9 protein-coding genes are annotated in these 12,808 nt (G+C 70.0%); 5 read left to right on the forward strand and 4 right to left on the reverse strand.

Annotated elements, in window-relative coordinates:
• Positions 1 to 19: 19 nt before the first annotated feature.
• The 5 genes from ABNQ40_RS16370 to ABNQ40_RS16390 all read left to right on the forward strand — a co-directional run bounded on the left by ABNQ40_RS16370 (position 20) and on the right by ABNQ40_RS16390 (position 7,670).
• Positions 20 to 1,702 carry a methyl-accepting chemotaxis protein gene (locus tag ABNQ40_RS16370; protein ID WP_247879986.1) on the forward strand — a complete coding sequence of 561 codons (1,683 nt, stop codon included), beginning with the start codon at positions 20 to 22 and terminating at the stop codon, positions 1,700 to 1,702.
• A 22-nt stretch (positions 1,703 to 1,724) separates the two neighbouring features.
• Positions 1,725 to 3,986 (forward strand): response regulator, encoded by a 2,262-nt coding sequence (locus tag ABNQ40_RS16375; RefSeq protein ID WP_109051477.1) that lies wholly within the window; start codon positions 1,725 to 1,727, stop codon positions 3,984 to 3,986.
• On the forward strand, positions 3,983 to 5,143 hold the full coding sequence (gene cheB / locus ABNQ40_RS16380) for a chemotaxis-specific protein-glutamate methyltransferase CheB (RefSeq protein ID WP_247879985.1): 1,161 nt from the start codon (positions 3,983 to 3,985) through the stop codon (positions 5,141 to 5,143). The genes ABNQ40_RS16375 and cheB overlap by 4 nt, the downstream gene beginning before the upstream one ends.
• A 23-nt stretch (positions 5,144 to 5,166) precedes the next feature.
• Positions 5,167 to 5,907, forward strand: coding sequence for a response regulator (locus ABNQ40_RS16385; protein ID WP_247879984.1), 741 nt, complete (start codon positions 5,167 to 5,169; stop codon positions 5,905 to 5,907).
• 191 nt (positions 5,908 to 6,098) lie between these two features.
• On the forward strand, positions 6,099 to 7,670 hold the full coding sequence (locus ABNQ40_RS16390; RefSeq protein ID WP_247879983.1) for a hybrid sensor histidine kinase/response regulator: 1,572 nt from the start codon (positions 6,099 to 6,101) through the stop codon (positions 7,668 to 7,670).
• Positions 7,671 to 7,740: 70 nt separating this feature from the next.
• On the opposite strand, the gene ABNQ40_RS16395 is transcribed toward ABNQ40_RS16390, so the two are convergent.
• The 4 genes from ABNQ40_RS16395 to ABNQ40_RS16410 all read right to left on the reverse strand — a co-directional run bounded on the left by ABNQ40_RS16395 (position 7,741) and on the right by ABNQ40_RS16410 (position 12,768).
• Entirely contained in the window at positions 7,741 to 7,941 is a 201-nt protein-coding gene (locus ABNQ40_RS16395) for a hypothetical protein (protein ID WP_146255518.1), read from the reverse strand.
• Positions 7,942 to 8,001: 60 nt separating this feature from the next.
• Positions 8,002 to 9,060 carry an osmoprotectant NAGGN system M42 family peptidase gene (locus tag ABNQ40_RS16400; protein WP_199235415.1) on the reverse strand — a complete coding sequence of 353 codons (1,059 nt, stop codon included), beginning with the start codon at positions 9,058 to 9,060 and terminating at the stop codon, positions 8,002 to 8,004.
• Positions 9,061 to 9,105: 45 nt separating this feature from the next.
• Entirely contained in the window at positions 9,106 to 10,866 is a 1,761-nt protein-coding gene (gene ngg / locus ABNQ40_RS16405; RefSeq protein WP_391347261.1) for an N-acetylglutaminylglutamine synthetase, read from the reverse strand.
• Positions 10,867 to 10,992: 126 nt separating this feature from the next.
• Positions 10,993 to 12,768, reverse strand: a complete 1,776-nt coding sequence (locus ABNQ40_RS16410) for an N-acetylglutaminylglutamine amidotransferase (RefSeq protein ID WP_109051474.1) — start codon at positions 12,766 to 12,768, stop codon at positions 10,993 to 10,995.
• Positions 12,769 to 12,808: the final 40 nt, after the last annotated feature.

The following is a 12,808-nucleotide window of genomic DNA, read 5'->3' on the forward strand; positions in this document are numbered from 1 at the left end:
CCGGAGTGGAAGAATGAACATGAAAGTCGCACACAAGCTGGTCCTGGGATTCGGCGTCGTCTGTGTCCTGACCGCATTGCTGGCGCTCTACCAGATGTCGCGATTCTCCGACGCGCTGTCGGTGATCATGGCGGTGTCCAGCTACGACACCGAGGCCGCCGACATGGTGGTGTCGGTCGGCAACTATCAGGCGGAACTGCGCAGCACCCGCGAATCGGCGCTGAACGCGGTGTCCGTCGCCAATGCCGAAGGGCGGGCCGCCGACATCCCGGCCATCATGGCGCCGCTGCGCAGCCAATATGAACAGACCGGGCTCAAGCTGCGCGAAACGCTGGGCAAGCTGCGCTCGATGGTCGCCGAACGCTCGCAGAACAGCGTCACCGACAGCCGCCGCAAGGGCTGGGTGGAGCTGGACACTTCGGTGACCGAGATGAACCGCGCCATCGGCGCGGTGGGCGACGAGGCGCGGACCATCTACACCCTGCTGGAGCGCAACCAGGTCACCGAGGCGCTGCAGCGCCGCCAGCGGGTGGACGAGCTGCGCAAGGTGATGGAGCAGCGCATCGACGCCGCCCAGACCGCCATCGACCATCTGACCGCCGCCGGCCGCGACGACATCCGGGCGATCTACAACTCCGCCATCCAGTCCTCGGTCATCGCGCTGGTGGCCGTCTTCCTGATCGCGGTAGCGGTGGCCTACACCATCGGCAGCTCCATCACCCGGCGGCTCGGCCGCGCCATCGACTTCGTCACCAAGGTCGGCCACGGCGACCTGACGCAGGAGATCGTGATCGCCGGCAAGGACGAACTCGCCGTCCTCGGCCAGCATCTGAACGAAATGGCCGGCCGGCTGAAGTCGATGGCCCGCACCACCCGCGAGACGGCCGAGAGCGTCCACGCCGCCACCGCTCAGATCCGCGCCTCGACCCAGCAGCAGTCGGCCAGCGTCGCCGAACAGCTGGCGGCGGTCGAGCAGACCACGGCGACCCTGTCGGAGATCACCGAGTCCGGCGCCCAGATCAACCGCCGCGCCCAGGACGTTTCCCACGGCGCCCAGACGGTGGCGGCCTCCAGCCATTCCGGCATGAAGGCGGTGGACGACACCATCCAGGCGATGGACGCCATCCGCGAACAGGCCGAGGCGGTGGCCGAGAACATCGTCATGCTGTCCGAACGCACCCAGGCCATCGGCGAGATCATCGTGACGGTGAACGACATCGCCGAGCGCTGCCACCTGCTGGCGCTGAACGCCGCCATCGAAGCGGCGGCGGCCGGCGAGCATGGCCGCACCTTCTCCATCGTCGCCGGCGAGATCAAGAGCTTGGCCGACCAGTCGAAGGAGGCGACCGCCCAGGTCCGTTCCAACCTGTCGGAGATCCAGCACGGCATCAACGCGTCGGTGATGCTGACGGAGGAGGCGGTCAAGCGCGTCGCCGCCGGCAAGCGCCAGACCGACGCCACCCAGTCGACCATCCGCACCATGGCGGAGAACATCCAGGAAAGTGTGCTGGCCTTCCAGCAGATCGTCGCCGGCACCAACCAGCAGCAGATCGGTCTGGAGCAGGTGATCCAGGCGCTCCAGAACATCCGCGAGGCGAGCAGCCAGACGGCGGCCGGCACCCGCCAGCTGGAGGGCGCCGCCGCCAACCTGAACAACCTCGGCCAGGGTCTGGTCGAGGCGGTGCGGAACTACCGGGTGTGACGTTGCACCGCCGAGGCCTCTGATGGACATCCGCCAGCGCCTGCTCGCCGCCTTCGACCTGGAGCACAAGGACCACCTTGCCGCGATCCGCAACGCGCTCCGCGATGCGGAGGCGACGGGCGATGCGCCGGATCTCGTCGACATCCACCGGCGCGCCCACAGCCTGAAGGGCGCTGCCCGTGCCGTCGACCTGCCGGAGGTGGAGGCGATCTCCCACCGGCTGGAGGCCGCCTTCATCGCCGTGCAGAAGGGCGAGATTGCGCTCGACCCCGCCAGCGTCGGCGTGGTCCGCCGCTCGCTCGACGCCATCGAGGATCTGGTCGCCTGGTCGCTCCAGGGCGGCGACCCGGTGGAGACCGCCGGGGTGCTGGCCGATCTCGACACGCTGGCCGCCGGCCGCAGCGGCGGGCCGGTTCCGCCTCCGTCTCCCGCCGCGGCCCGCGCCGCCGCCCGCCGGGCGCCGGCCCAGCGCGACCGAGCCGCCGACGCCGACACTGCCGCCCTGGTCCGCATCGCGGCACAGGGGCTGGAGCGCCTGTCGGAAACCGCGTCCGCCCTTCTGCCGGAGGTGGAGGCCCAGGCCGGCCTCGGCGAACAGCTTCGCACGATGCGCCGGGAATGGCGGGCGCTCGACCGTGCATGGCGGCATCTGCGCCTCCAGATCGGCCGCGGCGTCCGGGCCGATGCGGGGGCCGGGGCCGACACGCTGGCCGACGCGCTGCCCAGCGCGTTGGACGGGCGCGGCGCGCTGCCGGCATTGATGGCTTTCGAACGCCGCTTCCGCGCGCTCGGCGGCGCGCTCGACAGCGCGCACCGCAGCCACGACCGGCTGTTGTGGTCGATGCGGCGCTGGGGCGGCGGTCTCCAGCAGGACATGCGGCGGCTGCGCATGCTGCCGGCGGAGAACCAGCTGAGCGGCCTCGGCCGCATGGTCCGCGACATCAGCCGGGCCGAAGGCAAGGAGGTCGAGGTCGATGTCCGCGGGCTGGAGGTCGAGGCCGACCGCACCGTCCTGCAACGGCTGAAGGACCCGATCCTGCACATCGCCCGCAACGCCATCAGCCACGGCATCGAGACGCCGGCGGAGCGGCTGGCGCTGGGCAAGAGGCCGGCGGCGCGCGTCACCATCGCCGCCTCGGTGGAGGGCGCGCGCCTGCGCCTGCGCATCGAGGATGACGGCCGCGGGCTGGACCGCGCGGCGATCCTGCGCAAGGCGGCAGAGCGCGGCCTGATCGACGCCGCCGACCTGTCGGCCGGCGCGGAGATGCCGCAGGAGCGGCTGACCGAGTTCCTGTTCCATCCCGGCTTCTCCACCGCCGCCCAGACCACCGAGCTGGCCGGGCGCGGCATGGGGCTCGCCATCGCGCGGCGGGAGGTGGAGCGGCTGCAGGGCAATTTGACCATCGCCGACCGCGCGGACGGCGGCACCGCGGTCACCATCGAGGTGCCGCTCAGCCTGCTGAGCCAGCGTCTCGTCTTCGTCCTGGTGCAGGACCAGACCCTGGCGATCCCGTCCGCCGACGTCGTCCGCCTGCGCACCGCCAGCGCCCAGTCGCTGTTCTCCGGCACCGGCACGCCGATGACCCGCATCGGCGAGGAGGAAATCCCCGTCACCTCGCTGGCCGCCCTCTTGGGCATGGAGGCGCCGGTGGTGCCGTCCGCCGATCGTGGGCTGTCGCTGGTCGTGGTGCGGGCGGGGGACCGGCGGCTGGCGCTGGCGGTCGACCGCTTCGTCGCCACGCGCGAGACGGTGGTGACGGCGGCGGAGGAGACCGGGCTGGACAGCGGCCGCTATCTCGGCACCGTGCTGATGGACGATGGCGGACCGGCGCTGGTGCTGAACATTCCGGGCCTGATGCCGCTGCCCGGCAGCACCCTGCCGGCCCCGGCCCGCCCTGCCGAAGAGGCGACCCCTGACCGGGCGCATATCCTGGTCGTCGATGACAGCATCACCACCCGCACGCTGGAAAAGAGCATCCTCGAAGCCCATGGTTATCGGGTGACGCTGTGCGTGGACGGGCGTGAGGCCCTGGAGCGCCTGTCGGAAGGGATGGAGGTTGGCCTGATCATCAGCGACGTCGAGATGCCCCGGATGGACGGCTTCGCCCTGTTGCAGGCGGTGAAGGCGGACAAGCGGCTGGAAGAGATCCCGGTGATCCTCGTCACCTCGCGCGCCAGCGACGAGGACCGCGAGCGCGGCCTGCGGCTCGGTGCCGACGCCTATATCGTCAAGACGCGATTCGACCAGAACGAGCTTCTGGCCGGCATCCGGCGGCTGCTGTGAGCGGCCAGACGAACGGCGGACCCCTCACCACCGGACCCCGTCGCATCCGCGTGCTGGTGGTCGAGGACAGCCCGGTCATCCAGCAGCTGCTGAGCCACGTCATCAGCGCCGACCCGCGGCTGGAGGTGGCGGGCATCGCGTCCAGCGGCGAGCAGGCGCTGCGCATGATCGAACGGACGGCGCCCGACGTGGTGTCGCTCGACATCCGCCTGCCGGGCATCGACGGGTTCGAGGTGACCAGCCGCATCATGCGGCAGACCCCGCTGCCGATCGTGGTGGTGGCGTCGGACGTGCGCGACCTCGACATTCCGATGCGGGCGCTCCAGGCCGGCGCGCTGGCGGTGGTGGAGAAGCCGGGCAGCATGGCGCGCGCCGACTACCAGACGGTGGCGCACCATCTCTGCACCCAGCTGGTCATCATGAGCCAGGTGAAGGTGATCCGTCACCGCATCACCGCCCGCGGCGCGCGCCCCGGCTCCGGACTGTCCGCAGGAGTTTCCCCCGAAGCGCCGTCTCAGGACAGCAGGCTGCCGGACAACAGGCTGCCGGATGAGGCGGTGGCGGCCGACGGCCGGCTCCGGCGCTTCCGCGCGGTGGGGCTCGTTGCCTCCACCGGCGGGCCGGCGGCGCTGGCGAAGATCCTCCGCGATCTGCCGGCCGACTTCCCGTTGCCGGTCTTCGTGGTCCAGCATATGGGCGCGCCCTTCATGGCCGGCTTCGCCAACTGGCTCGGCACCGTCTCCGCCCTGCCGGTGCGGCTGGGGGAGGCCGGGCTGACCCCGCGGCCCGGCACGGTCTATGTCGCGCCGGGCGACCGGCATCTGCTGGTGGACGGCGCCACGCTGCGCCTGACGGCCGACCCGATGGTCTGCGGCCAGCGCCCGTCCGGCGAGGTGCTGTTCCAGTCGATGGCGCGCGCCTATGGCGCGTCGGGCATCGGCGTGCTGCTGACCGGAATGGGCGAGGACGGCGCAAGAGGGCTGGTGGACATGCACACGGCCGGCGCCTACACCATAGCCGAACATGCCTCTACGGCGGTGATCCACAGCATGCCCGGCACCGCGGTGCGGCTGGGCGGTGCGGTGGAGGAGCTGCCCCTCGACCGGGTGGCCGGACGGCTGCTGCAATTGACCTCAGACAATATGATGGCGTCATGAACGGACCCCGCACCTTGGTTGTCATGGGTTCCCAGACGCAGGGGCTTCTGCTGAAGCTGCTGCTGGAGGAACGCGGCGTGGAGACCGTCTGCGTCGAAAGCGTCGAGCCTGCCCTGGCGGAGATCGCCGGCACCCCGCAGGATCTGCTGATCGTCGAGGGCGAGCTTGCCGGCCCGACCGGCCTGGCCGAACTGCGCGCCCGCACCGACGCCGCCGTCATCGTGCTCGGCCGCGGGCAGGGGGAGAGCGACCCCTCCGACCCCAAGGCGGTGGTGGAGACCGCCTGCGCGCTGATCGAGCGGCGCAGCGCCCCGCCGACGGCGCCGGAGATCTTCGGCCGCGCCCGCATCCTGATCGTCGACGACAGCGCGACCTACCGCGAATTCCTGCGCGCCGAGCTGGAGCAGGAGGGCTGCACCGTCACCGCCGCCCGCAACGCCGACGAGGCGGTGGCGGCGCTGGCCGGCGGCGCGCTGGACTGCGTCATCCTGGATCTCGTGATGCCGGGCACCAGCGGCACCCAGCTCTGCGAAAGATTCGACAGGTTCCGCCGCCAGCGCGGCCTGTTCTTCCAAATCGTCATCCTGACCAGCCAGGACGATGAGGAACAGCTGATGATCAGCCTGAACGCCGGAGCCGACGATTTCGTTGGAAAGGGACAGACGATGGATGTCCTCAAGATCAGGCTGATGGCGCTTCTTCGGCGCAAATACTTCGTCGAGGACCATCTTATCCGTTTGCCGCGTCCTGCACCTTCCGCATAGGAAGGGAGTAGGGCCATCGTTTGATTTCGAAAGCCGGCTTGACCGTTTATTCTCTGCGGGCTTTACGAAACTGTCCGACGGTCCGACAGGTGCCCATGGCGATCAGCCTCCAGCCTATCCACGAGCCCCCGATCTCCAGAGACACCGACGCAAGAGACACCGACGCGATGCACCGAACTTCGGCCACACCCATGTCCCCGACCGATCTTCGGTATCGCGAGTGCCTCGAGAATGCCCGGCGCGTCTGCGCGGCCGGGACGGTTCCGACCATGCTGGTGGTCGGCGGGCCGGAGATGGCTGCCGTACGCTGCAACGAGTCGCTGGCGACCCTGCTGAACCGCCCGCGCGCCGCCGCCCGTGACGAAAGCGGGCCGAGCCTGCTGCCGGGCGGCTGGACCGCGGTGGCCGAGGCGTTGCGCCCGCTCTACCGCGAGGGAACCGTCGACAGTCCGGCCTCGCCCCCCGACAGCGTCCGGCTGACCCTGCCCAGCGAACCGCCGATCGGCCTGCGCGCGACGCCGCTGCTGGTCGATGGCCGGGTGGTCGGCGTGCTGGCGACGGCGACCTTGGATGGTGCCATCGCCCAGATGGCCGAGACCATGCGGGCGGAGGTGGCGCGCACCACCGCGGCGCGCTCCCGCTTCCTGGCCTCGGCCAGCCACGACCTGCGCCAGCCCTTCCAGGCGATGCGCCTGTTCCTCGACGCCCTGACCAATCAGGTGGAGGGCAACGCCCGGGCGTCGCGCACCGCCGGCATGCTGGCCAACGCGATGACGGCCGGCGAGCAGCTGCTGAACGCCCTGCTCGACATCTCCACGCTGGATGCCGGCACGGTCGAGGCCGACCTGCAGGCGGTGCCGCTCGACGCGCTGCTGCAATCGTTGGCCGACGAATTCCGCCCGCAGGCCGAGGAGAAGGGGCTGCGCCTGCGCGTCCATCTGCCCTGCCGGGCGGTGACCCGCAGCGACCCGGTCCTGCTCGGCCGCATCGTCCGCAACCTGCTGGCCAACGCCATCCGCTACACCCAGCGCGGCGGCATCCTGCTCGGCCTGCGCAAGCGCGACGGCCGCTGGCGCATCGAGGTGTGGGACACCGGCTTCGGGATTCCCCAGGACAAGCTGGACGTCATCTTCGACGAGTTCCACCAGCTGACCAACCCGGCGCGCGACCCCACCCGCGGCCTCGGCCTCGGCCTCGCCATCGTCCGGCGCCTGTCGGTCCTGCTGAGCGCCCCCATCGACGTTCAGTCGCGCTCCGGCCGCGGCTCGGTCTTCGCCGTCACCGTCGAGCGGCTGGAGGGGGAGGAGGTGCCTGCCGACGCCCCGGCCGCGGTGGCTGAGGCCGGCCAGGGTGCCGCCGCCGTGCCGCTGGACGGCATGCGCATCCTGGTGGTGGACGACGACAGCATGGTGCTGTCCGGCCTGCTGCTGACCCTGGAAAGCTGGGGCTGCGCCTTCGTCTCGGCGTCCAACATGCGCGAGGTGTTCGCCGCGGTCGACGGGCTGGAGGGCCCGCCCGACGCCATCCTGACCGACCTGCGCCTGCCCGGAAAGGTGTCCGGCTTCGACGTGATCGACCGCGTCCGCAAGCTGTTCAAGACCGACATCCCGGCGGTGGTGCTGACCGGCGAGACCGCGCCCGAATCCCTGCTGGAAGGCCAGCGCCGCGGCTGCGCCTTCCTGCACAAGCCGCTGCACCCCGGCGACCTGCGCCGCGTGCTGGAAGAGGTGCGGCGGGACGGTGGGGCGGGATTGGCTCATTAGTCCCCTCTCCCCCCGGGAGCTACCGGATGCACAGATCTGATGGGCCTTTAAGCCACTGGAAGCAGAACCTTTAATCGGCCGTCATTCCCGCGAAGGCGGGAATCCAGCGGTTCCAGCCGCCGCATCGCGGTGTTTCCTGGATCCCCGCCTTCGCGGGGATGACGAAAAGTTTATTGTATTCCAAAAACTTAATGCCGTTCCGAGTTGGACGAAGCAGTTCATCCGGCACTTCCGGTGCGCGAAGATGGTTTTGTCCCTCGGCGCCCGCCATATCGTCCTCTCTGGAGAGAGTTCAGTCTAACAGGCCGATACCGCCCCCTCAATCCCGCCCTCAATCCCGGGGCGGGCTTTGCAGGTACAGCACCAGCAGCCGCACCAGGCTTTCCAGCGCGTCGGCGTGGATGCGCTCGTAGCCGTGCGAGGCGTCGATGCCGAAGCAGACCAGCGCCGTGCGGATGTCGTTGCCGGCCTCGATGGCCGACGCGCTGTCGCAGCGGTAATAGCGGAAGACGTCGCGCTGGTGCGGGATGTTCTGCGCCTGGCACAGCGCGATCAGCGAATGGGTCAGCGCCATGTCGAAGGGGCCGGTGCTGTCGGCCATGGCGATGGTGACGCCGTACTCGCTGCTGTTCTGGCCGGGGGCGGTGGTGCCGTTGTCGATGGTCACCATCTCCGCCACGTCCTGATGCAGGATGGACGAGGCGCCGGACCCGACCTCCTCGGAGATCGTGAACAGCAGGTGGCAATCGACTGGCAGGGCGGCCCCGGCATCGACCACCGCCTTCGCCGCGCCCAGCATCACCGCCACTCCTGCCTTGTCGTCGAGATGGCGCGAGACGATGTAGCCGTTCTCAAGGAATTCCGGCTGCGGGTCGATCGACACGATGTCGCCGATGTTGAAGCCGCGCTCCTCCAGATCGCGCCGGTTGGCGACCGGGGCGTCGACGCGCAGTTCCACCTGCTGCCAGGTGACCGGCTGGCTGTCGACCTCCTTGTTGAAGGTGTGGCCCGACGCCTTCAGCGGCAGGATGGTGCCGCGCCAGGGGCCGCGGTCGGTCAGCACGGTGCAGCGCGCCCCCTCGGCGAAGCGCGACGACCAGTGGCCGATGGGCACCAGCTCCATCCGGCCATTGTCCTTCAGCATCTTCACCTGGGCGCCCAGCGTGTCGACATGGGCGACCAGCGCCCGGTCGGGCGTTGAGCGCACCCCCTTCAGGTCGGCCCGGATGGCGCCGCGCCGCGTCAGCTCATAGGGGATGCCCATCCGCTCCAGCTCGGCGCAGCACAGCCGCACCACGTCAGCCGTGTAGCCGGTCGGGCTCGGCGTCGTCAGCAGCCGGTAGAGAACGTCGGTGACATAGCCCATGTCGATGGGCAGCGGCACGGCCATGGTCTGATGGTCCTCCTCAGGATGGTGGCGCGGCGGGTGCCGGCCTCACAGCACCCCCCGCGTCTGCGGGAACAGCAGATCGACGAAGCGTTCCGCCGTCGGCTGCGGTTCGTGGTTGGCGAGGCCCGGACGCTCGTTCGCCTCGATGAAGACATGGCCCGGCCGGTCCGGCGCCTCGACCAGCAGATCGAAGCCCACCACCGGGATGTCCAGCGCGCGGGCGGCGACCGTCGCCACCTCCACCAGTTCCGGGTGCAGGCTGTCGGTCACGTCGTGGATGGTGCCGCCGGTGTGCAGGTTCGCCGTCTTGCGCACCGGCAGCACCTCGCCCGCCGCCAGCACGTCGTCCAAACTCTTCCCGGCGGCGGCGAGGCAGCGGTCGGTCTCGGCGTCCATCGGGATGTGGCTTTCGCCGCCGGTGGCGGCGGCGCGGCGGCGGCTCTGCGCCTCGATCAGTTCGCGCACCGTGTGGCTGCCGTCGCCGGTCACCTCGGCCGGGCGGCGCACCGCGGCGGCCACCACCTTCTTGTCGATGACGATGATCCGCAGATCCTGCCCCTCATAAAACTGCTCCAGCAGCACGGTGTCGCAATGCTGGCGGGCGGACGCGACGGCGCGCTCCATCGTCTCGGCATCGCGCACGTCCACCGTGATGCCGCGGCCCTGCTCGCCGCGCGCCGGCTTGACCACGATGCGGCTATGCGTCGCCACGAAGGCGGCATTCTCGTCCGGCTCCCCCGCCACCGCCTGGGCCGGCACCTTCAGGCTGGCCCGCTCCAGAACGCGCCGCGTCACCGCCTTGTCGTCGCAGCGGCTCATGGCAACGGCGCTGGTCAGTTCGCTCAGCGATTCCCGGCACACCACGCTGCGCCCGCCCCAGGTCAGGCAGAAATAGCCGGCCTCGGCATCCAGCACATCGACGCCGATGCCGCGCCGCCGCGCCTCGTTGACGATGATGGTGGCATAGGGGTTCAGCTGCTCGCCCGGCTGCGGGCCGGTGAACAGCCGCTCGTTGATCGGGTTCTTGGTCTTCAGCGCGAAGGCCGGAATCCGGCGGAAGTTCAGCTTCTCGTAGAGTGCGATGGCGTTCTCGTTGTCGTGCAGGACTGACAAATCGAGGAAGGCACGGCCGCGCGCCTGCACATGCTCCGCCACCGTGCGGACCAGCGTCTCGCCGATCCCCGGAAAGGAGGCCTGCGGATCGACCGCCAGACACCACAGCGAGCTGCCATTCTCCGGATCGCCATAGGCATGGGCATGGTCCACCGCCGTCACCGAGCCGATGATCTCGCCGGTGGAATCGTCGCAGGCGACGAAATGGGTCAGCACCCGGCTGTTGCGCGACGCCACCAGGAAGGAGGGGGAGACCGGCACCATCCGCCGCCGGGCATAGATGCGCTGCACCCCCTCGGCATCCTCGCGCGTGCGCAGCCGGCGGACGCTGTAGCCCTTCGGCCGGCGCCGCGACGGCCGGTAGTCGGTCAGCCACAGGCGGAAGGTGTGGGAGGGGTCGAGGAACAGCTCCTGCGGTGCGCGCGACAGGGCGACATGCGGGTCCTGCAGATAGAAGACGATGTCGCGGGTGCCCGGCGCCTCCTGCCGCAGAGTCTCGATCATGCGGTCGAGATCGTCGAAGGTGTGGGCGAAGATCAGCCGCCCCCAGCCGCAATCGACCACCACATCGGCACGCGGCGCGTCGGCCCCGGTCTCCCCCGCCGGCGGCCGGCCGGTGTAGCGGCGGGTGTGGCGCAGGGTGGCGCTGGCGGCGCGTTCCAGCCGGTGCGGTTTCACGCGGGCGTAGCTCATGGGATCCCCCTGGTCGTCGGATGCGGCTCCACGCATTGGCAACATCCGGGGATGCGGATCGGTCCCCGATCCAGGGTCCCGCATCCGGATATGCCGGCGGAGCGTCGGTCGTTTTGAGTCGCCTGCTTACAGGCCCTGTTCCTGGAACCAGAATTCCAGCAGGGCCACCTGCCACAGCTTCGATCCCCTGAGCGGCGTGATGTGGCGTTCCGGATCGGCCAGCAGCCGGTCGAGATAATCGCGGCGGAACAGCCCGCGCTCGCGCGCCGCCGGGGCGTTCAGCACGTCGCGCACCCGCTCCAGGAACGGACCCCGCAGGTATTTCAGCGCCGGCACCGGGAAATAGCCCTTCGGCCGGTCGATCACCGCCGCCGGCACCACCCGCCGCGCCGCTTCCTTCAGCACATACTTGCCGCCGTCGGGCAGCTTCATCTCCGCCGGGATGCGGGCGGCCAGCTCCACCAGCTCATGGTCGAGGAAGGGCACGCGCGCTTCCAGCCCGGCGGCCATCGTCATGTTGTCGACGCGCTTCACCGGATCGTCGACCAGCATCACCGTGGTGTCGAGCCGCAGCGCCTTGTCCACCGGCCGCTCGGCGCCCGGCATGGCGAAGCGCTGCTCCAGCCAGCGGCGGGAATGATCCTCGCCGATGAATCTGGGGTCGAGCGCCTCTGCCATCTCAGCATGGTCGCGGTCGAAGAAGACGCGGGCGTAATCGCCGACGGCGTCTCGGCTCTCCAGCAGCGGCGGGTACCAGTGATAGCCGCCGAACACCTCGTCGGCGCCCTGGCCCGACTGCACCACCTTCACCTGCTTCGCCACCTCCTGCGACAGCAGGAAGAAGCCGATGTTGTCGTGGCTGACCATCGGCTCCGACATGGCGCGGACGCAGTCGGTCAGCTCCGGCAGGGCGCGGGCGCTGTCGACGAAGATGCGGTGGTGGTCGGTGCCGAAATGCCTGGCGACGATGTCGGAATACTGGAACTCGTCGCCGCGCTCGTCGCCCACCGTCTCGAAGCCGATGGAGAAGGTCTTCAGCCCGCTCTGCCCGTTCTCGGCCAGCAGGGCGGTGATCAGCGAGCTGTCCAGCCCGCCCGACAGCAGCACGCCGACGGGCACGTCGGCGACCAGCCGGCGGCGCACCGCGCGGGTCAGCGTCTCCAGCACCAGCTCGCGCCACTCGGCGAAGTCGCGGCCCTCGTCGCCGGCCTGCGGTCCGAAGGTCAGCGACCAGTAGGTGTGCTCACGCCGCGTGCCGTCCGGCTCCACCACCAGAACGGTGGCGGGCGGCAGCTTCCGCACACCCTTCAGGATGGTGTAGGGCGCCGGGACGACGGCGTGGAAGCTCATGTAATGGTGCAGCGCCACCGGATCGACGTCGGTGTCGATGCCGCCGGAAGCGACGAGCGCCGGCAGGGAGGAAGCGAAGCGCAGGCCGCCGGGAATGTCGGCCAGATAGAGCGGCTTGATGCCCAGCCGGTCGCGGCCCAGCACCACCCGGCCGCTGTCGCGCTCGTGGATGGCGAAGGCGAACATGCCGTTCATGCGCTTGACGAAATCCGGCCCCCAGGCGTGATAGGCCTTGATCAAGACCTCGGTATCGCCGTCGGAGAAGAAGCTGTAGCCGAGCCCGGCCAGCTCCTCGCGCAGCTCCCGGTGGTTGTAGATGCAGCCGTTGAAGACGATGGCGAGGCCGAGCGCGGAATCGACCATCGGCTGCTGCGATGCCTCGCTGAGGTCGATGATCTTCAGCCGGCGATGGCCGAAGGCGACGCACCCATGGGCGAACAGGCCATGGCCGTCCGGCCCGCGCGGCGCCAGACGGTCGCACATGGCCTGGACGGCGGCCGTGCTCGCCGCCTCGCCGGTTTTGAAACGAATCTCGCCACTCACTCCGCACATCGGCTGTCGAGCCTCCTCGTTGGTTCAGGACGAAGGGGCG

Origin of the sequence: Azospirillum sp. A23, from assembly GCF_042938965.1 — a bacterium.
Lineage (GTDB): Bacteria > Pseudomonadota > Alphaproteobacteria > Azospirillales > Azospirillaceae > Azospirillum > Azospirillum melinis.

Bases quoted from the DNA above. Each gene is read 5' to 3' on its own strand.
- ABNQ40_RS16370 (WP_247879986.1), top strand. From the start codon at position 20: ATGAAAGTCGCACACAAGCTGGTCCTGGGATTCGGCGTCGTCTGTGTC.
- ABNQ40_RS16390 (WP_247879983.1), top strand. From the start codon at position 6,099: ATGTCCCCGACCGATCTTCGGTATCGCGAGTGCCTCGAGAATGCCCGG.
- ABNQ40_RS16385 (WP_247879984.1), top strand. From the start codon at position 5,167: ATGGGTTCCCAGACGCAGGGGCTTCTGCTGAAGCTGCTGCTGGAGGAA.
- ABNQ40_RS16375 (WP_109051477.1), top strand. From the start codon at position 1,725: ATGGACATCCGCCAGCGCCTGCTCGCCGCCTTCGACCTGGAGCACAAG.
- ABNQ40_RS16410 (WP_109051474.1), bottom strand. From the start codon at position 12,768: ATGTGCGGAGTGAGTGGCGAGATTCGTTTCAAAACCGGCGAGGCGGCG.
- ABNQ40_RS16400 (WP_199235415.1), bottom strand. From the start codon at position 9,060: ATGGCCGTGCCGCTGCCCATCGACATGGGCTATGTCACCGACGTTCTC.
- ABNQ40_RS16395 (WP_146255518.1), bottom strand. From the start codon at position 7,941: ATGGCGGGCGCCGAGGGACAAAACCATCTTCGCGCACCGGAAGTGCCG.
- ngg (WP_391347261.1), bottom strand. From the start codon at position 10,866: ATGAGCTACGCCCGCGTGAAACCGCACCGGCTGGAACGCGCCGCCAGC.